At 59.0% G+C, this 24,260-nt stretch carries 25 protein-coding genes; 3 read left to right on the top strand and 22 right to left on the bottom strand.

Translation table 11 applies throughout. The features are described 5' to 3' along the window. Positions 1 to 5: 5 nt before the first annotated feature. The 20 genes from HOC_RS14810 to zwf all read right to left on the bottom strand — a co-directional run bounded on the left by HOC_RS14810 (position 6) and on the right by zwf (position 19,867). Positions 6 to 1,505: an NADH-quinone oxidoreductase subunit M gene (locus HOC_RS14810; protein WP_035539965.1), complete on the bottom strand. Its 1,500-nt coding sequence runs from the start codon at positions 1,503 to 1,505 to the stop codon at positions 6 to 8. After that, complete coding sequence (gene nuoL, locus HOC_RS14805) at positions 1,505 to 3,649, bottom strand: NADH-quinone oxidoreductase subunit L (RefSeq protein ID WP_035539964.1); 2,145 nt, start codon at positions 3,647 to 3,649, stop codon at positions 1,505 to 1,507. The genes HOC_RS14810 and nuoL overlap by 1 nt, the downstream gene beginning before the upstream one ends. A gap of 7 nt (positions 3,650 to 3,656) precedes the next feature. Continuing rightward, on the bottom strand, positions 3,657 to 3,965 hold the full coding sequence (gene nuoK, locus HOC_RS14800) for an NADH-quinone oxidoreductase subunit NuoK (protein ID WP_035539963.1): 309 nt from the start codon (positions 3,963 to 3,965) through the stop codon (positions 3,657 to 3,659). A gap of 4 nt (positions 3,966 to 3,969) precedes the next feature. Continuing rightward, positions 3,970 to 4,509, bottom strand: a complete 540-nt coding sequence (locus tag HOC_RS14795; protein WP_418887185.1) for an NADH-quinone oxidoreductase subunit J — start codon at positions 4,507 to 4,509, stop codon at positions 3,970 to 3,972. A gap of 133 nt (positions 4,510 to 4,642) precedes the next feature. Beyond that, complete coding sequence (gene nuoI, locus HOC_RS14790; RefSeq protein WP_035539961.1) at positions 4,643 to 5,128, bottom strand: NADH-quinone oxidoreductase subunit NuoI; 486 nt, start codon at positions 5,126 to 5,128, stop codon at positions 4,643 to 4,645. Continuing rightward, positions 5,125 to 6,216, bottom strand: a complete 1,092-nt coding sequence (nuoH, locus tag HOC_RS14785) for an NADH-quinone oxidoreductase subunit NuoH (RefSeq protein ID WP_035539960.1) — start codon at positions 6,214 to 6,216, stop codon at positions 5,125 to 5,127. The genes nuoI and nuoH overlap by 4 nt, the downstream gene beginning before the upstream one ends. Before the next feature lie 9 nt (positions 6,217 to 6,225). Further along, positions 6,226 to 8,325, bottom strand: coding sequence for an NADH-quinone oxidoreductase subunit NuoG (gene nuoG / locus HOC_RS14780; protein WP_035539959.1), 2,100 nt, complete (start codon positions 8,323 to 8,325; stop codon positions 6,226 to 6,228). A gap of 6 nt (positions 8,326 to 8,331) precedes the next feature. Beyond that, complete coding sequence (nuoF, locus tag HOC_RS14775) at positions 8,332 to 9,636, bottom strand: NADH-quinone oxidoreductase subunit NuoF (RefSeq protein WP_035539956.1); 1,305 nt, start codon at positions 9,634 to 9,636, stop codon at positions 8,332 to 8,334. A 3-nt stretch (positions 9,637 to 9,639) separates the two neighbouring features. Then, positions 9,640 to 10,428, bottom strand: coding sequence for an NADH-quinone oxidoreductase subunit NuoE (gene nuoE, locus HOC_RS14770; protein ID WP_051624939.1), 789 nt, complete (start codon positions 10,426 to 10,428; stop codon positions 9,640 to 9,642). After that, complete coding sequence (locus HOC_RS14765; RefSeq protein ID WP_035539954.1) at positions 10,429 to 10,881, bottom strand: VOC family protein; 453 nt, start codon at positions 10,879 to 10,881, stop codon at positions 10,429 to 10,431. Between the two features lie 3 nt (positions 10,882 to 10,884). Next, entirely contained in the window at positions 10,885 to 11,226 is a 342-nt protein-coding gene (locus HOC_RS14760) for a nuclear transport factor 2 family protein (protein ID WP_035539952.1), read from the bottom strand. Beyond that, complete coding sequence (locus HOC_RS14755; protein WP_035539950.1) at positions 11,223 to 12,428, bottom strand: NADH-quinone oxidoreductase subunit D; 1,206 nt, start codon at positions 12,426 to 12,428, stop codon at positions 11,223 to 11,225. The genes HOC_RS14760 and HOC_RS14755 overlap by 4 nt, the downstream gene beginning before the upstream one ends. Next, on the bottom strand, positions 12,428 to 13,048 hold the full coding sequence (locus HOC_RS14750; RefSeq protein ID WP_035539947.1) for an NADH-quinone oxidoreductase subunit C: 621 nt from the start codon (positions 13,046 to 13,048) through the stop codon (positions 12,428 to 12,430). The genes HOC_RS14755 and HOC_RS14750 overlap by 1 nt, the downstream gene beginning before the upstream one ends. A gap of 9 nt (positions 13,049 to 13,057) precedes the next feature. Beyond that, positions 13,058 to 13,660, bottom strand: coding sequence for a NuoB/complex I 20 kDa subunit family protein (locus HOC_RS14745; RefSeq protein ID WP_162174863.1), 603 nt, complete (start codon positions 13,658 to 13,660; stop codon positions 13,058 to 13,060). Continuing rightward, positions 13,630 to 14,004: an NADH-quinone oxidoreductase subunit A gene (locus HOC_RS14740; RefSeq protein WP_035539945.1), complete on the bottom strand. Its 375-nt coding sequence runs from the start codon at positions 14,002 to 14,004 to the stop codon at positions 13,630 to 13,632. Before HOC_RS14740 ends, HOC_RS14745 begins: the two co-directional genes overlap by 31 nt. Before the next feature lie 245 nt (positions 14,005 to 14,249). Continuing rightward, entirely contained in the window at positions 14,250 to 14,885 is a 636-nt protein-coding gene (locus tag HOC_RS14735; protein ID WP_035539943.1) for a bifunctional 4-hydroxy-2-oxoglutarate aldolase/2-dehydro-3-deoxy-phosphogluconate aldolase, read from the bottom strand. Further along, on the bottom strand, positions 14,882 to 15,853 hold the full coding sequence (locus HOC_RS14730) for a glucokinase (protein ID WP_035539942.1): 972 nt from the start codon (positions 15,851 to 15,853) through the stop codon (positions 14,882 to 14,884). The genes HOC_RS14735 and HOC_RS14730 overlap by 4 nt, the downstream gene beginning before the upstream one ends. After that, the gene (edd, locus tag HOC_RS14725) at positions 15,854 to 17,677 is read right to left on the bottom strand and encodes a phosphogluconate dehydratase (protein WP_206741584.1); all 1,824 of its coding nucleotides are present in this window, start codon (positions 17,675 to 17,677) and stop codon (positions 15,854 to 15,856) included. It lies immediately after the preceding gene. 8 nt (positions 17,678 to 17,685) lie between these two features. Further along, the gene (gene pgl / locus HOC_RS14720; protein WP_035539937.1) at positions 17,686 to 18,396 is read right to left on the bottom strand and encodes a 6-phosphogluconolactonase; all 711 of its coding nucleotides are present in this window, start codon (positions 18,394 to 18,396) and stop codon (positions 17,686 to 17,688) included. Between the two features lie 4 nt (positions 18,397 to 18,400). Continuing rightward, the gene (zwf, locus tag HOC_RS14715; RefSeq protein WP_035539933.1) at positions 18,401 to 19,867 is read right to left on the bottom strand and encodes a glucose-6-phosphate dehydrogenase; all 1,467 of its coding nucleotides are present in this window, start codon (positions 19,865 to 19,867) and stop codon (positions 18,401 to 18,403) included. A gap of 273 nt (positions 19,868 to 20,140) precedes the next feature. Between zwf and HOC_RS14710 the strand changes: the two genes are divergently transcribed. After that, complete coding sequence (locus HOC_RS14710) at positions 20,141 to 21,157, top strand: LacI family DNA-binding transcriptional regulator (protein ID WP_035539930.1); 1,017 nt, start codon at positions 20,141 to 20,143, stop codon at positions 21,155 to 21,157. Here HOC_RS14710 and HOC_RS14705 read toward each other — a convergent pair. Further along, positions 21,154 to 22,764 (bottom strand): alpha-amylase family glycosyl hydrolase, encoded by a 1,611-nt coding sequence (locus HOC_RS14705; protein WP_035539929.1) that lies wholly within the window; start codon positions 22,762 to 22,764, stop codon positions 21,154 to 21,156. The two genes, HOC_RS14710 and HOC_RS14705, sit on opposite strands and share 4 nt — an antisense overlap. A gap of 135 nt (positions 22,765 to 22,899) precedes the next feature. Here HOC_RS14705 and HOC_RS14700 point away from each other — a divergent pair, with 135 nt between their 5' ends. Together HOC_RS14700 and HOC_RS14695 are read left to right on the top strand one after the other, a co-directional pair. Further along, positions 22,900 to 23,391 (top strand): flavin reductase family protein, encoded by a 492-nt coding sequence (locus HOC_RS14700; RefSeq protein WP_206741583.1) that lies wholly within the window; start codon positions 22,900 to 22,902, stop codon positions 23,389 to 23,391. A gap of 63 nt (positions 23,392 to 23,454) precedes the next feature. After that, entirely contained in the window at positions 23,455 to 24,006 is a 552-nt protein-coding gene (locus tag HOC_RS14695; RefSeq protein ID WP_035539925.1) for a thioesterase family protein, read from the top strand. Positions 24,007 to 24,013: 7 nt separating this feature from the next. On the opposite strand, the gene HOC_RS14690 is transcribed toward HOC_RS14695, so the two are convergent. Next, positions 24,014 to 24,260 (bottom strand): ATP-binding protein (locus HOC_RS14690; protein WP_035539923.1); only part of this gene is annotated, 247 nt, incomplete at its 5' end.

Here is a 24,260-nt window from a genome sequence, read left to right as displayed (position 1 = left end):
GGCCGTCAGCCTCCGACCATCAGGGACAGAATGCGGTTGGTCGCCCCTTCAGTAATGTGGAAAATCAGGTTCGGCGCCACGCCAAACAGCAAGGTAAGCAAGGCCAGCGGCACGATACAGACCAGTTCGATCATGCTCATGTCGCGGATGCCTTCGAGTTTCGGATTGGTGATCTCGCCGAACACGGTGCGACGGTAGAGCGTCAGCATATAGACAGCCGAGAAGATCACGCCGAGGGCTGCTCCGGCAGCCGCCCAGGTCGACGCCTGGAAACCGCCAACCATGGTCAGGATTTCACCGATGAAGCCGCTGGTGCCCGGCAGGCCCACGTTTGCCATCGTGAAGAGCATGAACAGGGTTGCGTAAACCGGCATGCGATTGACGAGGCCGCCATAGGCAGCGATCTCGCGTGTGTGCATGCGGTCGTAAACCACTCCGACGATCAGGAAGAGCGCGCCGGAGATCAGGCCGTGGCTGAGCATCTGGAAGATGGCACCCTGAACACCGACCTCGTTGAACGAGAAGATGCCGAGGGTGACAAAGCCCATGTGCGCAACAGATGAGTACGCGATCAGCTTCTTCATGTCGGTCTGGCGCCACGCGACAAGCGACGTGTAGACGATCGCAATAACGGCCAGTGCGAACATCGCCGGCTGGAACAGGTGGCTCGCATCCGGGAACATCGGCAACGAGAATCGCAGGAAGCCGTAGCCGCCCATTTTCAGCAGCACGCCTGCCAGGATAACAGAGCCGGCCGTTGGTGCCTGAACGTGCGCATCAGGCAGCCAAGTATGCACCGGCCACATAGGGAGTTTCACGGCAAAGGATGCCGCAAACGCCAGCCAGAGCCATGTCTGCACGTGTGGCGGGAAGGCGAATTTCTCCAGAACTTCAATGTCCGACGAGCCAGCCGCCTGGAACATGTAAACGACGGCAACCAGCATCAATAGCGAGCCAAGCAGCGTGTAGAGGAAGAACTTGAAGGCCGCGTATATCTTCTCCTTGCCGCCCCAGATACCGATGATCAGGAACATCGGGATCAGGCCAGCCTCGAAGAAGATGTAGAAGAGAACGATGTCCAGCGCCGCGAAAACGCCGAGCATGAATGTTTCGAGCACAAGGAAGGCGACCACGTATTCGGTGACCCGCGTATGAATCGAGTTCCAGCTCGCCAGCAGGCAGATCGGCGTGAGGAATGTCGTCAGCAGAATCAGCGGCATCGAGAGGCCGTCGACACCGACCTTGTAGGTCACGGCGCCATACCAGGCATAGTGCTCGACCAGCTGGTAGCCGGCTGCGTTTGAATCGAATGTCAGGAACGCTGCTACCGAAGCAATGAAGGTCGCACCGGAGATGATCATGCCGGCAAGCAGGGCTGCGCGGTTGTCTTTACCGGCCTCCTCCTTGCTGAAGCTGCCGGCCGTGGCCGTGCGGACGCCCATGATGATGAGCGCGCCAATCAGTGGCAGGAAAACGACTGCTGAAAGGATGGGGAACCCGCCCATTAGTTAGCTCCTCCAGCCCGCAACCACATCACAGCGCCGAAGACGAGCGCCGCACCGATGATCACGAAGGCGTAATGATACAGGTAGCCGGTGTGCATGGCCGACAGGCGGCGCGCACTCCAGCGGGTAAGGGATGTGACGCCATCGGGTCCAAGACGGTCGATGACTTTCTTGTCGGCCTTCCAAAACAGGTTACCCAGCATAGCCGAGCCCTTGATAAGCGTCGCGTTGTAGATCTCGTCAAAATACCACTTATTCGCAAATAGGGCGTGCAGTGGACCACCGCTGTCGGCGATACGTTTGCCGAAGCCGCGATTGAAGAAATAGGTGAACGTGGCGATCAGGAAACCGATGACGGTCACCACCAGCGGGGCCAGGATCACCCACTCAGGCACATCATGGCGGTCATGCAGGACATGGTTGTCGACCGCCGAATAGATCGAGCTGCCCCAGAAAGCGCTCTCGGCATCCCCGACAAACCAATCGTGGAAGTAGAAGCCTGCGAACATGGCACCCAGGCTGAGTAGCGCGAGCGGCACCAGCATGATGGCCGGGCTCTCGTGTGGCTCATGGGCGTGATCATCGTGTGCGTGGTCATGGCCGTGATCGTTCGCGGCAGCGTGCGCGTGATCCGCGTGATCGTCATCGTGCTCCGCAGAGGCCATCGGACCATGGAACGTCATGTAGATGAGGCGCCAGGAATAGAAGCTGGTCAACATGGCCGCGATGATACCGAACCAGAAAGCCACCTGGCCGAACATGACATGATGTTCGCCCGCCGCGAAGGCGCTCTCCAGAATGGCATCCTTCGAGAAGAAACCGGAGAAGCCGATCAGCGTATGCGGAATGCCGAGGCCGATAATGGCAATCGTACCGATCATCATCGCCGCATAGGTCAACGGCATGTATTTCGCGAGACCGCCCATGCGGCGCATGTCCTGCTCGTGGTGCATACCGTGGATGACCGAGCCGGCACCGAGGAACAGGAGCGCCTTGAAGAAGGCGTGCGTAAAGAGATGGAACATGGCGGCCTCATAGGCGCCGACGCCTGCCGCGAAGAACATGTAGCCGAGCTGCGAACAGGTCGAATAGGCGATGACGCGCTTAATGTCGTTCTGCGCCATGCCGACCGTTGCGGCGTAGAGACAGGTTACTGCGCCGATGATCGTGATCATGCCGGCGGCATAAAGCGTGTGCTCATAGAGCGGTGACATGAGGCAGACGAGGTAGACGCCTGCCGTCACCATGGTCGCGGCGTGGATCAGTGCGGACACCGGCGTTGGGCCTTCCATAGCGTCCGGCAGCCAGACGTGCAGGAAGAACTGGGCCGACTTGCCCATCGCACCGATGAAGAGAAGCACGCCGATCAGTTCAAGCGCGTAGACGTGCTGTCCCAGGAAGTCGATCGCGAGATCCTGGGCTGGCGCCGCGCTGGCAAAGGCGAGTGGCGTCACGATCGCATTCTCGCGGATCGCGGTCAGGACCGGCTCGAACTCGACCGAGCCGAACACGAAGAACACGGCCATGATGCCAAGCGCCAGACCGAAGTCGCCAACGCGGTTGGTAACGAAGGCCTTGATGGAGGCGTCGTTCGGCGCCTTCTTCGTGTACCAGAAACCGATCAGCAGGTATGACGCGAGGCCCACGCCTTCCCAGCCAAAGAAGAGCTGGATGAAATTGTCCGCCACGACCAGCGACAGCATCGCGAACGTAAACAGCGACAGGTAGGCAAAGAAACGCGAACGGTGCGGATCTTCGCTCATATAGCCCCAGGAATAGAGGTGCACGAGGCCGGAGACGCCTGTGATAACGGCCATCATCACGATGGACAGCGTGTCGATACGGATCGCCCAGTTTGCGTGGAACGCGCCGACGTCTATCCACGGCATCAGGGTGATGACATGTGCCCCATTCGTGGCGACAGCCTCAACCGCATGACCGACTTCCTCGGCATGACCTTCAGCGCCATGAATTCCGGCGGCATAGGCAAACAGCTGGTAAAGCGACAGGGCGCCCGCGAGCAGGACCGTACCTGTCGTCAGGATCATCACCGGCGCATCGCCGATCTGCTTATGAACAAGACCCGACAGCGCTACGATACCGGGCGCGAGGACGATGAAAAGGATGAGGAAGTCCGGCAGCATGTGTCCGTTACCCTTTCATCAGGTCAACATTCTCGACCGCGATATCGCCGCGATTGCGGAAATACACGACGAGGATGGCGAGACCGACGGCCGCTTCAGCGGCGGCGACGGTCAGGACAAGCATGGCGAAGATCTGCCCGGTGATGTCACCATTGAACACCGAGAAGGCGATCATGTTGATGTTCACCGACAGAAGGATCAGTTCGATCGCCATGAGAATGACGATGATGTTCTTCCGGTTCACGAAGATGCCGACGACACCGATCGTGAACAGGGCCGCCGATACGGCGAGATAATGGGAAAGTCCAAGGTCCATGATATCAGATCCCCTGCCCGGAGCTCGGGTCTTTCAATTCGAAGGCGTCAGAACGGCGCCGTGCTGTCTGGTGAGCGATGCTTTGACGTTTCACCCCGGGACGATGACGAAGCGTCAGCACGATGGCGCCGATCATGGAGACGAGAAGCACGATTCCCGCGAGCTGGAACAGCAGCATATACTGCGTATACATGACCTGACCGATGGCCTCGGCATTCGTTTCTGCGCCCGGCGAAGCATCGAAGGTGCCGACATGGTTTTCGAGCCCAGCAAACGACGCCATCACGATTTCCGCGAGGAAGACTGCGCCGACCAGCAGGCCAAAAGGCAGATAGCTCAGAAAGCCCTGCTTCAGCTCGACGAAATCCACGTCGAGCATCATGACGACAAACAGGAAGAGTACCGCGACCGCGCCGACATAGACAACGACGAGCAGCATCGCGAGGAATTCAGCGCCGATCAGCACGAGCAGCCCCGCCGACGTGAAGAAGGCGAGGATCAGGAAGAGAACCGAGTGCACGGGGTTGCGCGCCGCGATCACCATCACGGCGGACAAGACCACGATCGTGGCCAAAATCCAGAAAGCGTAAACTGCCAAAGCCCTCAAAGCCCCTATTTGGTGAAACAGCGAGGCCTCTGCCCTGCCGCTCCGGTTCAGTCATTCTACAGGCACGCCCCTATCGATAAGGCGCGTCCAGCTCCAGGTTTTTCGCGATCAGTCGTTCCCAACGGTCACCATTCGCTAGCAGGCGATCCTTGTCGTAAAACAGCTCTTCGCGTGTTTCCGTCGCAAACTCAAAGTTTGGTCCTTCGACGATGGCATCCACCGGGCAGGCTTCCTGACAGAAACCGCAATAGATGCATTTCACCATGTCGATGTCGTAGCGCGTCGTGCGGCGCGCGCCGTCTGCCCGTGGTTCGGCCTCGATCGTGATAGCCTGCGCCGGGCACACGGCTTCACACAGCTTACACGCGATGCAGCGCTCTTCACCGCTCGGATAGCGGCGCAGCGCATGCTCACCCCGGAAGCGTGGGCTGAGCGGGTTCTTCTCGAAGGGATAGTTCACGGTCGCCTTGCGACGGAACATCTCGCCAAGGGCGGTCCAGAATGCGCCAAGGAAGTCGGTCAATAGCGCGCCGCGGATGGTCTGTGCGATGCTCATGCCTGCACTCCGGTATAAACAACATAGCCTGCAACGATGAGGACGGCTGCAAGCGATGTGGGGAGAAAGATCTTCCAGCCGAGACGCATCAGCTGGTCATAGCGATAGCGGGGCACGATGGCCTTCACCATGGCGAACATGAAGAAGAAGAAGAGGATCTTCAGCATGAACCAGAACAGGCCGGACAGACTGAGCAGCAGCGGTGGCCAGTCTTTCACCACGTCGCCAAGATCGAACGGGCCGTGCCAGCCGCCGAGGAACATGATGGTCATCATGGCGCACATGAGGACGATATTCAGATACTCGCCCAGCATGAAGAGGAGGTACGGCGTGGAGCCATACTCGACCTGATAGCCAGCCACGAGTTCTGATTCCGCCTCCGGAAGGTCGAACGGTGGGCGGTTTGTTTCAGCCAGCGCCGAGATGAAGAACATCACGAACATCGGGAACATGACAAAAATCATCGGGAAGTACTGAAAACTGAAGATGTGCCAGTTCCAGAAGCCGCCAGACTGGTTCTCGACAATTGCGCTCAGGTTCATGGACCCGGTCAGCAAGATCACCGTGACGATGATGAAGCCGATGGACACTTCATAAGAGACCATTTGCGCAGCCGAGCGCAGCGCCCCGAGGAACGGATACTTCGAGTTCGAGGCCCAGCCGCCCATGATGATGCCGTAGACACCCAGCGAGCTGATGGCGAAGAGGTAAAGCACACCCACGTTGAGGTTCGAGACAACCCAGCTTGTGCCGGATGTCGTACCCGGCGCGACGGGGATTGCAGCCCATGCGACGAATGACAGCGTACAGGTCAGGATCGGCGCGAGAATGAACACGGTCTTATTGGCGCCCGCCGGAATGACGATTTCCTTCAGCAGGAACTTTCCGAAGTCCGCGAATGACTGGAACAGACCAAACGGCCCGACCACGTTCGGGCCTTTGCGCATCATCACGCCAGCCCAGATCTTGCGATCGAGCAGGAGCAGGAATGCGATGGAAATCAGCAGGACAAGCGTGAACAAGGCAATCTGGCCAAGCACCATCCAGAAGCCCGTGAAATCGCCGAAAGACTCGATGAGATTGCTCATGCCGCCGCCCTACTCCGCTGCTACCGGAGTGTCCAGAGCCGTGCTGAGCGATGAACACTCCGCCATGGTCTTCGACGCTCTTGCGATCGGGTTTGTCAGGTAAAAATCCTCGATGGGCGCTTTGAAGGCGTCTGCGGAGATAGTCCCAGCCGAGCCCGAACCAGAAGCCTGGAGTGCTGACGCGCCACTGGCTCCCGGCGCGAATCCCAGTCCGGAGAAGACCGTGTTTTCGCCTTCCGACCCACGCAAGCTGGCGCGTAGTGCGGCAGCGGTGTCATAAGGCAGCGTTTTGCCAACGACTTGTGACAGGGCGCGGAAGATTGCCCAGCCTTCGCGCGCCTCGCCTTTCGGTTGGACCGCGCGGGTCGTCATCTGAATGCGGCCTTCGGTATTGGCGTAAGTGGCATCCATTTCGGTATAGGTGGCGCAAGGCAGGATGATGTCAGCGCGCGCGGCGCCAGCGTCGCCATGGGAGCCGACATAGATAACTTTCGCACTGCCAATACCTGACAGGTCGACTTCGTCAGCGCCGAGCAGGACAACGGTCTCCATGCCGCCGCCGAGAACCTCGGCTGTTGGCTTCCCACCTTCACCCGGCACAAAACCGACATCCAGCGCGCCAACACGGCCAGCCGCATTATGCAGGACACCGAACCCGGCCCAGTCATCCGCCACTGCGCCAACATCTTGAGCAAGCTTCAGCGCCGCATCCAGCACGGCCTGACCGTCTGCACGGCAAAGGGCGCCCTCGCCGACGACGACCATGGGACGCTTGGCATCTTTCAGCACTTTGAAGAAATCGCTGCTTGCGACATTCGCGAGCGCGTCGCCACCGGCGCCGAGATGGTCATAATCATAGGTCAGATCGACCGCTTCGCCAATCACGCCAACCTTCAGTTCGCCCCAAAGCCAGGACTTACGAATACGGGCGTTCCAGACGGCTGCCTCAACACGCGGATTGGTGCCGATCAGGAGTAGCGCATCGGCCTCTTCAACGCCCATAAGCGTCGGGTTGAGGATGTAGCGCTCACGCACGCCGTCGGTGCCGTAAACGGCGCCAGCGGGGCGGCAGTCTGTGTTCTGGACCCCCATGGCGCGGAACAGGTCCAGCGCGGCCTTGGCTTGTTCGACTTCGATGAGGTCGCCTGCGACGACGCCAATCTTGTCGGCGGGCGCTGCCAGTGCAGTCTTGGCGGCTTCGAAAGCTTCACCCCAGGTTGCCGGAACGAGCTTGCCGTTGACGCGGACATAAGGCGTGTCGAGACGCTGGCGGGCCAGGCCATCCCACACGAAGCGGGATTTGTCGGAAATCCACTCTTCGTTCACTTCCTCATTGGTTTCAGGCAGGATGCGCATAACGCCATCGCCTTTGGCATCAACGCGGATTGACGCGCCCATCGCATCCATGACGTCGATGGACGAGGTCTTGCGCAGCTCCCATGGGCGCGCGTTGAAAGCGTAAGGCTTGGAAGTCAGCGCGCCGACCGGGCAGAGGTCGATCACATTGCCCGAAAGTTCGGATGTCAGCGACTTTTCAAGATAGGTCGTGATTTCGGCATTCTCGCCGCGCGAGATCATGCCGATCTCCTCCACGCCTGCAACTTCGGCCACGAAGCGGACGCAGCGCGTACACTGGATGCAGCGGGTCATGATCGTCTTGACCAGCGGGCCCATGTTCTTGTCGTCGACCGCGCGTTTGTTCTCTTCATAGCGGCTGCCGCCACGGCCATAGGCCATGGCTTGGTCCTGCAGGTCGCACTCACCGCCCTGGTCGCAGATCGGACAATCGAGCGGGTGGTTGATCAGCAGGAATTCCATCACGCCGTTACGAGCCTTCTGGACATAGTCGCCCTTGGTGCGCACGTTCGGCGCGGAGCCGTCGCGGTTGGGGCGCATGTCGCCAACGGTCTGCGCGCAGGATGCAATCGGCTTCGGCGCGCCTTCCCATTCGACGAGGCACATGCGGCAATTACCGGCAACCGACAGGCGCTCGTGATAGCAGAAGCGCGGAATCTCGGCGCCGGCTTCCTCACACGCCTGCATCAGCGTGTAGTGCTTGGGGACCTCAATGTCCTGGCCATCGATATTCAGTTTGAACGTGTCGGACATGTCTTCTTACTCCGCCGCGATTACCGCGCCCTGCACCATGGCGCGAGGCAGACGATACTGGTTGATGCGGTCTTCAATTTCAGGCCGGAAATGGCGGATCAGGCCCTGGATTGGCCAGGCGGCTGCGTCGCCAAGCGCACAGATCGTGTGGCCTTCGACTTGTTTGGTTACGTCGAGCAGCGTGTCGATCTCGTCATGCTCGGCTTCGCCTTTGACCATGCGTTCCATGACGCGCCACATCCAGCCGGTGCCTTCACGGCACGGCGTGCACTGGCCGCAGGATTCGTGCTTGTAGAAATATGCTAGGCGCGCGATCGCCTTGATCAGGTCGGTGTCCTTGTCCATCACGATGACGGCCGCTGTGCCGAGACCCGATTTCAGGTCGCGCAGCGTGTCAAAGTCCATGTAGGCGTCCATGATCTGTTCGGCAGGCACCATCGGCACGGATGAACCACCCGGGATGACCGCCTTCAGATTGTCCCATCCGCCACGAATGCCGCCGCAATGCGTTTCGATCAGGTCGCGGAAGGTAATCGACATCTCCTCTTCCACATTGCACGGCTTGTTCACGTGGCCGGAGATGCAGAAAAGTTTCGTGCCGGAGTTATTCGGACGACCAAAGCCTGCGAACCATTCGGCGCCGCGGCGCAGGATGGTCGGCGCAACGGCGATGGATTCCACATTGTTCACGGTCGTCGGGCAGCCATAGAGCCCGGCATTGGCCGGGAATGGTGGCTTCATGCGCGGCTGGCCCTTCTTGCCTTCAAGGCTTTCGAGCAGCGCGGTTTCTTCGCCGCAGATATAGGCGCCGGCGCCGTGGTGGACGTAGATATCAAAGTCCCAGCCATTGTCATTGTCCTGGCCGATCAGCTTGGCCTCGTAGGCCTCCTTGATCGCGAGTTCCATGGCATGGCGTTCAGCAATGTATTCACCGCGCAGGTAGACATAGCACTTGTGCGCGCGCATCGCGCGGCTCGCGACCATGCAGCCTTCGATGAAAAGATGCGGGTCGTGCCGCATAATCTCGCGATCCTTGCACGTACCCGGTTCGGACTCGTCACCGTTCACGACGAGGTAGTGCGGGCGCTCGCGCACTTCCTTCGGCATGAAGGTCCATTTCAGGCCGGTCGGGAAGCCCGCGCCGCCACGGCCGCGCAGGCCGCTGGCCTTGATCTGATCACAGATCCAGTCTGGCCCCATGGCGAGCATTTCGCGCGTGAGGTGCCACGCACCGCGCTTTTTGGCGGCTTCCAGGCTCGGTGAATGGAGCCCGTAGAGATTGCTGAAGATGCGGTCCTTGTCGAGCAACATGTCCTAGTCCTCATCACCCTTCTTGGGCAGCAGGGTCGTTTTCGTACCCGGCTTTGCCTCTGGTGTTTCACGTTTCGTATTGGTCGGCGCATCCTCTTTCGGCAACGCCTTGGAGCCCTCGGCATCCGCTGCAGGTTCAGCAGCCGGTAGGTTCGGAAGCACCGAAACCTCGTTGCGCGAGCCATCAAAGAGGTGCGGTTCAGTCAGCACGGTCGTACCGCCCTCAGGACCGCTATTGATACGGTCGATCTGCGGGCCCGGCTGTACGTCGGCGCCGTTCTTGAGCTTGGAAAGAATCTTGCTGAAGCTGTCAGCGGTCAGGTCTTCGAAATAGTCGTCATTGATCTGCGCCATGGGAGCGTTCACGCAAGCACCAAGACATTCGACTTCTTCCCAAGAGAGGCGCTTGTCGTCGGTGACGTACATCGCAGGGCCGATTTCCTTCTTGCACACTTCGCGTAGCGATTCAGAACCGCGCAGCATGCAAGGTGTCGTGCCGCAAAGCTGAATGTGGAACTTGCCAACCGGCTGCATGCGGAACATCGTGTAGAACGTCGCGACTTCGTAGACGCGGATATACGGCATCTCAAGACGGTCAGCGACTTCACGCATCGCCGGCTCGGATAACCATCCGTTATTGTCTTTCTGGGCCAGCCAAAGCAGCGGGATGACAGCCGAGCGCTGGCGGTCCGCCGGATACTTGGCACGCCAGAAGGTGATCTTGTCTTCTGTTTCAGGCTTGAAGGCGAAGCTGTCGCCGCCTGCCTCGATGTCGAACCGGCGCAATGCCATCTACTGCTCCTTCGCAAGCGGCACAGTGACGTGTCCTGCTTCGTCAATTGGCCAGAACGGATTGTGCGCGACTTCCCAGGCATTCCCTTCAGGGTCTGCAAAGTAGCCGGAATATCCGCCCCAGTATGTCTTGTGCGGTGGCTTGGAAATGCGCGCGCCTGCGCGCTCCAGCCTACCGAAAATCTCGTCAACCTCATCGGCAGACCGCGCATTGAATGCCAGCGCAAAGCCTTTGAATCCTTCGCCGCTACCTGCCGCCATTCCGGCGTCATCGGCGAGCTTCGCCCTGTCCCAAAGGCCAAGCACCATTCCGCCAGCATTACAGAATGCGATCTCGCCCTTTACGCCCCGGTCCTCGAAACCCAGAACGTCCGTGTAAAAATGGATCATGCCAGCGAGGTCGCTGACCCCGATGGTGATGATCGATACACGCTGTTCCGGAAACGCGCCCATGGCTCAGCCGCCTCGCGCGAAGTCGACGCGGGAGATCTTGCCGTCGCGGAGTGTATAGATGGCCGCGACTTCAAAACTGTCACCGCCCGGTGTGCGCGCAACCCGCTCATGCACCATGACGATGGATCCAAGGTCGATTTCGTTGACCACGTCGGCGCGGTTCTCCGGAAACTCTGCAAACAGCTCAAGGTGACGGGCACGAATGGCTGCATGCCCTGCCTGGTTCACGGAGCCGTTGAAGCCCGCCAGTTCAGCGTCCTCGGTATAGAACGCCATAAAGGCCTCAATATCCTGCGCATTGTAGGCATCAAGTTGGCGCTGTACGAGATCGGTTGATGCGCTCAACGGTCAATCTCCCCGAACACGATATCGAGCGTACCGAGAATGGCCGAGACGTCTGCCAGCATATGCCCCTTCGAAAGGTGATCCATCGCCTGCAAGTGCGGATAGCCCGGTGCACGAATCTTGGCGCGATACGGCTTGTTGGTGCCGTCCGAGACGAGATAGACGCCAAATTCACCCTTTGGCGCTTCGACAGCAGCGTAACATTCGCCTTCAGGAACGTGGAAACCTTCGGTGTAGAGTTTGAAGTGATGGATCAGCGCTTCCATCGAGTTCTTCATTTCACCACGTCGGGGAGGTGAGAGCTTGGAGTCCCGTGGCAGGACCGGTCCGGGACCTTCCTTGGCCAGAAGCTCAATGCACTGCTGGATGATCTTGGTCGATTCCTTCATTTCTTCCATGCGGCAAACATAGCGATCATAGTTGTCGCCGTTCTTGCCGACCGGAATCTTGAAGTCGAGCTCGTCGTAGCACTCATAGGGTTGCGAACGCCGAAGGTCCCAGGTGAGGCCCGAACCGCGCACCATGACGCCGGAAAAGCCCCACTCCATGATGGTCTTAATGTCGACAACACCGATATCGACATTGCGCTGCTTGAAGATGCGGTTCTCTGTGACGAGGGACTCCACACGATCCATCGCTGTGGGGAAAAACTCGCACCACGACGCGATATCATCAATCAGCGCCTGAGGCAGATCCTGATGGACTCCACCGGGACGGAAATAGGCGGCGTGCATGCGGCTGCCGGAAGCGCGCTCATAGAAGACGCATAGTTTTTCACGCTCTTCAAAGCACCATGTGATTGGCGTCAGCGCACCAACGTCCATCACACCTGTGCCAATGTTGAGAAGGTGCGACATGATGCGGCCAATTTCCGAGTACATCACGCGGATGAGGCTGGCGCGGCGCGGAACCTCAACACCCAGAAGCTTCTCGATTGCCAGACACCAGGCGTGTTCCTGGTTCATCGGTGAGCAATAGTCGAGCCGATCAAAGTAAGGCATGCCCTGCAAGTAGGTCTTGTACTCAAGTAGCTTCTCAGTGCCGCGGTGAAGCAGGCCGATATGGCTGTCAATACGCGTCACGACCTCGCCATCGAGGTCCATGATCATGCGGAGCACGCCGTGAGCGGCCGGGTGTTGCGGACCGAAGTTCAGCGTGAACTTGCGCTCGTCTTCGATTGAGGTGTGGATCGTGTCAGCCATTATTCGGATGCCTCTTCGGAGACGGCTTTCTCATCGCCCGGGATCTGGCTGGTCATGCCTTCCCACGGCGAGAGGAAATCGAAGTTGCGGTATTCCTGGGTCAGCTTCACAGGCTCGTAGACAACCCGCTTTTCGAGATCGTCATAGCGAACTTCGTAATTGCCGGTCAGCGGGAAATCCTTGCGCAGCGGATAACCTTCGAAACCGTAGTCCGTAAGAATTCGGCGCAGGTCGGGGTGGTCAGAAAACTGGATGCCGTACATGTCGAAGGCTTCCCGCTCGAACCAGTTGGCGGCTGGCCAGAGAACGGTCGCGCTTGGTACAGGCGTTTCTTCATCCGTGCGGATGCGCACGCGAATACGGTGGTTCATGCGCATCGACAGTAGGTGGTAGACGACCTCAAAACGGTCGGACCGCTCGGGGTAGTCTACACCGCAAATGTCAATCAGCGTCTCGAAGTTGCACTGCTGGTCGTCGCGCAGGAAACGCAGCAAGGATATGATATGGTCGCGCTCGGCTAGCAAGGTCAGCTCGCCAACGACGATCTGGGACGCCCGCACAGAATCACTGTGCGTTGCCTCGATATGGGCAGCGAGATCTTTCAGTGCTTCGATACTCATGCTTTTCCCCTAGCGCTCGATCGAGCCTTCGCGGCGGATTTTCTTCTGCAATTGCAGGAAGCCATAGACCAGCGCCTCTGCGGTCGGCGGACAGCCCGGGACGTAGATGTCCACAGGCACAATCCGGTCACAGCCGCGAACAACGGAATAAGAATAGTGATAGTAGCCGCCACCATTGGCGCAGCTGCCCATGGAGATGACATAGCGCGGCTCTGGCATCTGATCGTAAACCTTGCGCAGGGCCGGGGCCATCTTGTTGGTCAGCGTGCCGGCGACGATCATCACATCGGACTGGCGTGGTGACCCACGCGGCGCCATGCCGAAGCGCTCGAGATCGTAGCGCGGGTTGCCGGCGTGCATCATTTCAACAGCGCAGCAGGCGAGGCCGAAGGTCATCCACATCAACGAGCCGGTGCGCGCCCAGGCGATCAGGTCGTCTGCAGCGGCAGTGAAATAGCCTTTGTCGGCCAGTTCGTCCGAAAGGCCGTTATAGAACGGGTCGTCGGCGCGAGGAACAAAGCCGCCCTCGACGCCCGAACGTGCCGCGCCGAGCGCGTATTTCTTGAAACCGTCGTCAGCCATTATTCCCACTCCAGCGCGCCACGGCGCCATTCGTAGATGAACCCGATCGTCAACACGCCGAGGAAAACGACCATTGACCAGAAGCCGACAAGACCGATTGTCCCAAGCGTGATGGCCCACGGGAACAGGAATGCGACCTCAAGGTCGAAAATGATGAACAGGATGGCGACGAGATAGAATCGCACGTCGAATTTCATCCGCGCATCGTCGAATGCGCTGAAACCGCACTCATAGGCCGAGTTCTTCTCAGGATCTGGGTTCGAGGGCGCCAGAAGCGTTGTTCCCACGATAAAAAGCCCCGAAATAGCGGCGCCAATCACCAGGAATATGATCACCGGAAGATAATCCAGCGCGAGCCGTTCAATCTCGGTCATGTGCAGTTTCTCCTGACCTTGTCTGGCGCCGGATTAGGACGGTTTTGCCCATCGCGCAACAGACAGCCACATTATATCTCCAGCGGAGACTCTATACTGTTAAAGCCCTGAATTCACGGGTCATCAGCTGCGGCGGTGCGTCACGCGCAGGCACGACATAGAGCCTGAAACCATTTATTGTGCGCGGCGCTCAGGCGCCTATTGCGCGAACGACTTCCCGAGAGCCGGGAATCGCATGTTTTTCGTCAGATCGCCGCAAGCGCCTTGCGCGCCTTGGCGCTGATTCCCTTCCAGTCCTCAGCAGCAATATCCGCACCGGTGGCGATCCAGGAGCCGCCCACGGCGACAACATTGGGCAGCGCGAGGTATTTTCCAGCATCTGCCTCGGTAATTCCCCCCGTCGGCATGAAGCGCAGATGGGGCAGCGGGCCGGCAATGGCCTTCAAGGCCCCAACACCGCCTGCGATTGTGGCCGGAAACAGCTTCAGCAGGTCAAACCCGTCTTCATGTCGGCTCATCGCCTCGCTGGCCGTCGCAACGCCCGGGATCATCAGTCGCCGCCGATTGCCCAGTCCCGCCAGCAATTTCGGGGACATCCCCGGTGATACTAGGAAGTCAGATCCGGCCGAGAGGGCGTTGTCGACATCGGCTTCCGTCAACACCGTGCCCGCGCCGACCTTGAGACCCGGCTCAGCAGATTTCATTTCTTCGATCACGGCCAGCCCCGATGGAGTCCTGAGCGTCACTTCAGCAATGGTCAGGCCGCCATCGACCAGTGCACGCGCCAGCGGTGCAGCCATCTCGATACGATCAACAACCAGAACGGGCACAACAGGCGCTTTGCTCGCAGCCTCGACAAGTGACTTCAGCGGGAAGGTCATGTCTTTAGTGTCTCCTGTTCATGATAGGCAGCTGCGCCGATCAGGGGCGCTTCCGGGTCGTGCATCAGCTTAACGGGGCATGTGCTCAGGTATTTGCTGAGCGGACCGCGCTCAACAAACCTTTCGCATGCTTCGGGTGTCTTGAGGAAGTCAGCAATACGCTCGCTGACACCGCCTGCCACAACGACACCCCCGAGAGCTCCATTCGCCAGCACCAGATCACCGACTGCACTCATAACAGTGTTGGCGCGCACCTTGATGAGCTTCAGAAACATTTCATCGCCGTCATCAGCCAGCCGGCGCATTTCCTGCGGGCTGACGTCCTCATACGCGCGACCATAGATTTCGCAGAAAGCTTCGTGCACGGCTTCAAGTCCGCTGCCCGAGGCGACAAGCTCATTCGACACATAGCCATAGCGCTTCAGCAGGACGCGTGTGAGCTCGATCTCCGTCGCATCCCTCGGTGAAAAGGCAATATGCCCCCCTTCCCCGTTCAGCACGTACCAACCACCGGTCCGATTGCGCAGCAAAGTGGCAACGCCAAAACCCGTTCCGGGCCCTGCCACGAGCATTGGCGCATTATCGACCGGCGTGCCCTCAATGATGGTTTCAAAGTCTTCGGGACCGTGTTCCGGCACAGCGCGCGCCATTGCAGCGAAATCATTGATGAGATGGACGCTGCCGATATCAAAAGCCCGGCTGATCCGGCCGGCTGAGACCTGCCAGCCGCGATTGGTCAGAACGACCTCACCCTTGCTCACAGGTCCTGCCATGGCGAAACACGCCATGCTCGGCTTCAGGCCAGTGTTATCCAAGTAGCTCGCCAGCGCGTCATCGAAAGAGCCGAAATCATCGCCTTTGAGTTTTTCGAAGGATTCGATCTTAAAGCGCCCATCCACACGGCGCGCCATCGCGAATCGAACATTGGTGCCACCGACATCGCCGACCAGAAGTTCATGTCCCGTCACTCAGCGCTCCTCGCCCAGAAAGGCGAACTGGCTGGCGCCTGCATCGGCCGTTCCAGCAAACTGGCGGAAATAGGAGAACATTTCCCGGCCAAGCCCCATCGACGACTCGTTGGGGCGGAATTGCGCCGGTTCGCGCGCATCAAATGTGGCGCTATCCACGTTGATGTCGAGACTGCCCTTCTCCGAGTCGTAAGCGATCATGTCGCCATCGCGTACTTTCGCGAGCGGACCGCCGCGTGCGGCTTCCGGGCTCATATGGATTGCCGACGGGATCTTGCCGCTGGCCCCTGACATTCGCCCATCAGTTACAAGCGCGACCTTGAAACCCCTGTCCTGAAGAATGCCGAGCACAGGTGTCAGGCCATGTAGTTCCGGCATGCCATTGGCTGCAGGCCCCTGAAAGCGAACCACCGCAACGAAGTCACGATCGAGCTTGCCCGCCTCGAAGGCCGCTTTCAGCGCGGCCTGGGAATCAAAGACAATCGCTGGCGCCTCAAGAACGCGGTTGGCAGGCTTCACGGCTGAGACCTTGCTCACCCCCCTGCCAAGCTGGCCGCTCATCAGGCGCAATCCGCCATCTTTCGAAAATGGATCACTGGCCGGGCGCAATATCTCAAGGTCAGCGCTCTCGTTCGGCGCATCGCGCCACACCAATTTGCCATCATCAAGGAAGGGCTCTCGGCAATACCCCGACATGGGTCCGGCAACGCCCTCACAATCCCCATGCATCAACCCGGCACCAAGCAGTTCGCGCATCAGGAAGCTCATGCCGCCCGCCGCGTGGAAATGGTTCACGTCGGACGGACCATTCGGATAAATGCGCGCAAGCAACGGCGTTACCGCGCTTATGTCGGCAAAATCTTCGAGCGTGACTTGAATGCCTGCAGCTGCGGCCATGGCCGGAATGTGCAGTGCGTGATTGGTGGAGCCGCCGGTTGCCATCAGCCCGACAATGCCATTCACGACCGAGCGCTCATCCACCAGTTCACCAGCAGGTCGGTAATCATCGCCCTGCGCTGTAATAGCCGCAGCCCGCTGTGTCGCCGCGCGCGTCAACGCCTCGCGCAATGGCGTGCCTGGATTGGTGAAAGCAGCCCCCGGCAGATGCAGACCCATGACTTCCATCAGCATCTGGTTCGAATTGGCCGTACCATAGAAGGTGCAGGTGCCTTGGGTGTGGTAGCTCTCGGCTTCGGCTTTGAGCAGTTCGTCGCGGCCAACCTTACCTTCTGCAAACAGTTGGCGGATGCGCACTTTTTCTGGGTTTGGCAGGCCGGATGGCATCGGGCCTGCCGGCACAAAGACGGACGGTATCCAGCCGAAGCGCAGGGCCGCGATCACGAGCCCAGGGACAATCTTGTCGCAAACACCGAGATGCAAAGCGGCGTCGAAAACGTCATGGCTGAGACCAATCGCGGACGACATGGCAATCACGTCGCGCGAAAACAGCGACAGCTCCATGCCTTCCTGGCCTTGCGTAACACCATCGCACATCGCCGGCACACCGCCGGCGACTTGCGCCACGGCGCCAGCCTCGCGGGCAGCTTTACGGATGATGTCCGGATAATGCTCGAACGGCGCATGAGCCGAGAGCATGTCATTATACGCCGTGATGATGCCGATATTTGGCCACCCCGCGCCCAGCAGTTCGGCCTTCTCCATCACCGCGCAGCCCGCAGAGGCGTGTGCGAGATTGCCCTCTGTCATCTTCAAACGAGCGAAGTTCGTCGGTCGCCGCGACCGGATCATCTCGAGATAGGCTGCGCGTGTGTCCTTCGAACGAAGCCTGATGCGTTCCGTAACTTCAGCGATTGTCGGGTTCATGTCTGGCATTATGGGGCCCATATGATTGTGAGACGCGGTCCGAGTCCATCAATGGCATACCTGACTGGCATGTCTTCCGGCGACGCCTTGAGGGCTAAATCTAGCACCTCGCGCTTGTCCTCTCCAAATATGAGCAAGATAGCGGCATCGGAATCGATGATCGCTGGCCCCGTCAGCGTCATGCGATCGGCATATTGCCCGGCGATCTCGCAGCCGGTGGCGTCAATAGCTGCCACAGTCGCGCCCTCACCCGCATGCATGGCAGCCTTGAGGCCGCGCGAATTGGGAAACCAGCTCGCCGTATGACCGTCAGAGCCCATTCCGAGAAGAATGAGGTCAATCGGATCGCAATGAGGCTGATATGCGAGCACGCGATCCGCGACCGCCTCGCCGGCAGTTTCTGCCGACGTCTTCATAGGGAGGAAGCCAGCCGCACCAGCTTTGCCTGTAAGTAGATTTTGCCTCACCAACGCTTCATTGGAGCCGGCATGTTCCGGCCCAACCCACCTTTCGTCAACGAGTCCGACCGTCACCCGATCCCAAGCCAGATCAGTTTTTGACAGGCGATTGAAGACGGGCGCGGGGCTTGATCCGCCAGACACCATGAAGCTTGCTTTGCCCGAATCCTCGATAGCCGCCGCGAGCACGCCACTCGCCATACGTGCCGCAAAGTCTGCGGCCTCCTCTCGCGTCGCATGGGCGAGGAATTCGTGCTTCATAACCCTACTTTCCTTCGAACCAGGCGCGCCCGTCACGGTCCATCATCATGGCTGCCGCAAGCGGACCGTTACTTCCGGCCGCGTAAAGCTCCGGAGCGCCGCCGCCGCGATCCCAAGCCTCAATCAGGCCATCGACCCACGTCCATGCCGCCTCAACCTCATCGCGACGCATGAAGAGGGAAAGGTTGCCGCGAACAACGTCCATCAACAGGCGTTCATACGCATCCGGGTAACGGACCGTGAAGCTCTCGGCATAGGAAAGGTTCAGCGGAAGCGACTTAACCCGCAGGCCACCCGGACCGGGCTCCTTAATCTGCACATAGAGTCGCACGCCTTCATCAGGCTGGAGGCGAATGACCAGCCGATTTACCGCGTCATTCCCCTCTCCGAAGAGCGGATGTGGCGTGGGCTTGAACTGGATGACGATGTCTGAATGGCGGTAAGGGAGACGCTTGCCGGTCCGCAGATAGAACGGCACACCAGCCCAGCGCCAGTTGTCGACAGCCGCCTTGATGGCCACGAATGTTTCCGTCGTGCTCTCGGTATCTGACGACAGTTCGTCGACATAGCCTTTGACTGGCTCATCGCCGCGCACACCCGCCTTATACTGGCCGCGCACTGTGAGACGCTTCGCGTCATCGCCCGTGATTGGCGTCAGCGCATTGAGAACCTTGATCTTTTCTGTTCGAACATCATCGTCATCGAGATGGTTTGGCGGCTCCATCGCCGTCAAACAAAGCAGCTGGAGCATGTGGTTCTGAACCATGTCACGTAGCGCGCCGGACTTGTCATAATAGTCGGCGCGCCCCTCCAGCCCGAGGTCTTCAGCGACGGTGATCTGAACGTGATCGATATAGTTGCGCGACCAGAGCGGCTCGAAAAGCATGTTGGCAAACCGCAGAACCATCAGGTTCTGGACGGTCTCCTTGCCGAGGTAGTGGTCAATCCGGAACACTTGCCGCTCGGCGAAGACAGCGCCAACGCCATCATTTATTTCACGGGCGGAATCGAGATCCGTGCCGATCGGTTTTTCAAGCACAACGCGCGCATTGGGTGTGGCAAGTCCGGCCCGGCCAAGGGCTTCAGAAATGTCCACATAGAGCCGCGGCGACGTCGCCAGATAGAACACGCACGGATGGTCATTGGCAGAAAGCTTGGACTTCAGGGTTGGCCAGTCTGCATCCGGGTTCGTGGCATCGATGGCCACATATTCAACCAGCTTCTCAAAAACCTTCCAGGCCTTGGCGTCCCAGCTCTTGCCTGACGCCGTTTCGCAGGCCTCCCGCGCCATTTCGCGGTATTCCTTTGTCGTCATCTCGGAACGCGCGGTGCCGACAATGCGGCTGGATTCTGGAATCTGTCCATCAAGCCAGCGGTGATAAAGCGCGGGGAGAAGCTTCCGACGTGACAGATCCCCCGTGCCGCCAAAAATGACAATGTCGAACGGATCGACCGGAATAAACTTGGCCATATTTCGAACTCCCCGATCAGACATGTTCGCGCCAATGCGCGAATTCGGCTCTGACTTATAGTATTTTGCGGAACATGCAAAAGCAGACTGTGTTAGCGCCTATCATTTTAGCGCCCATGATCAGGTTTACACCAGTCGCTATCTAATTTTATTATAGATCCCACTGCATCGGCATAGCAGTTTGCAGTATTTTTCATACCCCTCTAGATTGCGGCGCTCACCTTGGCGACCGGGCGTGAGAATTCCCCTACGATTTTCCGAACTTGAGGCAGAATGTCCAGCAACCGTACCCGACTTGAAGACCTTGCCGAAATCGCTGGTGTATCCATCGCCACCGTATCACGCGCATTGAACAATAGTTCGGCAGTCAACGACGAAACAAAGCGGCGTGTCTGGAAAATCGCGCGCGAACAGAATTACAGCTTTCGGCCAAGCATGCCGGCCCTTATTTCCGGCGCCACAGCTACGATCGCACTCATCATTCCAACATCACCCGGCCGCCCTACTCAGGCTTTGACCCCCTTCTTTCAGGAACTCGTTGGCGGGATCAGTGATGCAGCGCGCAGCGCAGATTGCGATGTTCTGATCTCCCACCTCGCGCCCAAAAGCCCCGATGACCTTGCGCATGTGATGTCGACCAACCGCGCTGACGGAGTATTTTTTCTTGGCCAGAGCCTTTTCCACGAGCGGTTTAACAAGCTTGCGGAAACGGAGACTCGATTCGTGGTCTGGGGCGGGCAGCTGCAAGGGCAGAAGTACTGTTCCGTAGGATCGGACAATGTGAAGGGCGGCATGCGCGCAACGAGCCACTTGCTCAACCTTGGCCGCCGACGGATCGCCTTTATCGGCGATATTCGTGTGCCTGAGGTGCTGCAACGCTATGAAGGCTATGTTGAAGCTCACGCACGCGCCGGAGAAGAGGTTGACCCCACACTCATCGTCGCAGCCCGTTTCGAGATTGAGTCGGCTGAGGCAGCAATGAATGCGTTGCTTTCGGACGGCCGGAATTTTGACGGCGTATTTGGCAGCAGTGACCTTGTGGCGCTGGGTGCCATACGCAGCCTGTCACAGGCCGGCCGCCAGGTGCCTACTGATGTGTCCGTTGTCGGCTACGACAATATCGGCCTTGCCGCCTACAGCCTGCCTTCGTTGACCACCATCTCGCAGGATCTGGGCAAAGCGGGGCGTGTGATTGTCTCAAAGCTCCTAGCCGCCAGCGACGGCGTCCCGATGCAGTCTGAACGCCTGCCCACTGAACTCATTGTCCGGGAATCCTGTGGACTCGCCTAAGTGCGACCAATCCAGACCGAATATTCAGGTACAGCGCCAGTCATGCCGTCTGCGTCCCAACCCGACGCCAGCAGCGTCTGCGCGTCCTCCGGCATGCATGAAGGCCTCGCCTGCGCCGAAGCTCCGAGATTGAAAATGCAGAGAAGGGTCTCACCGCCGGATGAGCGCCGGAAGGTCAGCAGCGGCGCCGCGACCTCTTCGAACTCTATATCGCCTTCCGTCAGCGCGCCCGAAGCCCCTCGGACAGCCAAGAGACGGCGTGTGAAGTTCAGAACGGACTCAGAATCGCCATGCTGGACGTCAACGGCAGCCTCAAGATGGCCCTGCCCCATAGGTAACCAGGGAACTCCTGTCGTGAAACCGCCCACAGGCGCCCTTGAGACCCAAGGCATCGGCGTGCGTGCCCCGTCACGGCCGAGTGTCAACGGCCAGTTAGCAATGGCTTCCGGGTCCTGTAGTTTGTCGAACGTCACCTCCGCCTGAGGCAGGCCGAGCTCTTCACCCTGATACAATATCGGGTTGCCTCTCAGGCATGAAAGCAGCGCATTGGTCAGCTTGGCAAAACGGTTTCTGTCTGCCCCATCATACCAGCGACTAACGCATCGCGGCGCGTCATGATTGGAGAAAGCCCAGGATGGCCAGCCTTCCTCGACCGGACCCATCCAGTTTGATTGGGCACGCCGAACGCGACCGGGCGTCAAACTTGATGCATAGAGGAAATCAAAATTGTAAGCCGAGTTAAGGCGGCTGTCGCCGACTGTGAAGGCCCGCATTTCTGGCAGCGGATCAGGCCCGGCGACTTCGGCGACAGTGAAGACGGCGCCAAATTCGTCCGTCAATGCGCGCACGCGTTCCAGATAGAGCGGAATATCGGCGTGCGACTGGTTGTTCACATGATGTTGGAGGTCGAAGGGGCGCGTGATGGTGCGGTCGGCAACCTCCCAGGCCGGATTGTCCCGGAACCCTGGATCAAACATTGAAAAGTTGATGGCATCGAGGCGAAAACCATCAACGCCGCGCTCAAGCCAGAAGCGGGACGCGGCCAGCAAGGCGTCCTGTACTTCCTCATTGTGGAGGTTCAGCTGCGGCTGCTCGCTGAGGAAGTTATGCATGTAATATTGCTGGCGTCGCGCATCCCATGTCCAGGCGGCACCACCAAAGACAGCCTGCCAGTTATTAGGCGGTGTCCCATCTGGTCGCGCATTACGCCAGACGTACCAATCTGACTTGGCATTCGTTCGGCTGCTCCGGCTTTCGGCAAACCATGCGTGGGCATCCGACGTGTGCGACATGACCTGATCGATCACAACTTTCAGGCCAAACGCATGCGCTTCTTCTATGAGGCGATCAAAATCGGCGAGGGTTCCGAAGATTGGATCCACATCGCAATAGTCCGAAACATCATAGCCGAAGTCTTTCATCGGCGACGTGAAGAAGGGTGAAATCCAGATTCCCGAAACGCCGAGCGACGCAACATATTCGAGTTTCGCGGTAATGCCCGGCAGGTCTCCGATCCCGTCGCCGTTGGTGTCGAGATAGCTGCGCGGATATATCTGATAAATGACTGCGCCACGCCACCACGGCTGGTCGTCCTGTTCGTGTTCCATCTCGTCCTCACATGCGTCCGGGCGTCAAAAGCCCGCCAGCCAGCGCATTCAAGGCCATTCCATCTCGCGGTCAACGCAATAAAGGCACGGGAAAATCGCCTTTGACCCAGACCGAAAGCACCCTAGATGTGGCGTATGGAATTCGACACCCGCTCTCTTCGGGACGCACTTGGCTTGTTTGTCACGGGCGTCACCATCATCACTGCGCGTAATGAGGCGGGCGTTCCCTTCGGCGTGACGGCCAACAGCTTCAATTCCGTATCCATGGACCCGCCTTTGATCCTCTGGTCGCTGAGCCGGGCGTCGCGCAATGTCTCCGCCTTCCAAAAAGCGCAACATTTCTGTGTGCACATACTGCGGGAAAATCAGGAAGACCTGTCCCGGCGCTTTGCGATGAGCGATATCGACAAGTTCGAAGGCATGGAATTTGAACCGGGAGCGGGCGGCGTTCCGATACTTCCCGGAAGTGCCGCACGCCTTGAGTGCCGAACCTACGCCCAGCATGACGGCGGTGACCATGTGATATTCCTCGGCGAGGTCATCCGCATTGCTGCAGATCATGAAGCGCGCCCCCTTCTGTTTCATGGTGGGCGTTACGCCGTTTTATCTGATACCATCACTTCCTAGGCGAGCACGCGCCGAAGGCCGGGGCACCCTTCCGCGATAAGCACGCCAGATGGAGGGGCTCCAATGAACCTGTTTTTGCGATTCATGATCGTTTTGCTGTCTGCCTTGCGCAGCCCCATTGCCAGCGATCCTTTGGCGCCGACAAGGGTGACTGTCCCGGTTTGGCGGCTTGATCAGGCCTTTGCGCCTGCTGTGCCACTGCACCGGATCCGCTCGTTCACCGATCTTGCGACAATCAACTCCGTCATTCGTATCGGACTGGGTCGGCTGATCCGGAAGAACGGCTGGATGCCGATCATACAGGTCGAAACGATCAGCCTGTCAGGTGAACTGAGGTGTCCTGCGAAGGTCGAGATCGTCACCCGGATTGTCGGCTGGCAGGATAATTATGTTTGCTACACCCACGATATTAATATGGAGGGAGAGACCGTCGCTGTCAGCCGCATGCTGGCGCGGATCATTGGTCGAAAAGGGGTCAAGATCGGTATTGATGGGATCGCGAGAGAGCTGGGAGCGCCGGCGGAAAGCCCCCGGCTGGACGCGAGCTTTGTGGCGATGATCGCCGAATCGGAAACAGGCCGCGCCCTCGCAGGCTCTGCGCACGACGCTGCCTAACGCTCTATCAGATGGCTTCCTGCGCCTGGTCCGCGGAGTGTTTGTCGCCTGGAATAACGCAGCGGCTGGACGGTATAACTAGGAAAGCACTAGTGCCACGGCCTTCCTGGCTGTCGAGGAGGACGTCGCCATCATGCTGACGCGCGAGTTTACGGCTCACTGTTAAGCCGAGGCCTACGCCACGACCATCCTTGAATTCGTTTGTCCGTGCGCCTTGAAAGAAGTAACCGTCCGGTCTGCCCGCCCTTGTGGTG

The sequence above is a fragment of the Hyphomonas oceanitis SCH89 genome (assembly GCF_000685295.1).
GTDB lineage: Bacteria > Pseudomonadota > Alphaproteobacteria > Caulobacterales > Hyphomonadaceae > Hyphomonas > Hyphomonas oceanitis.
The sequence above is the reverse complement of the archived record's forward strand: the minus strand, read 5'-3'. Positions and strand labels throughout refer to the sequence as shown.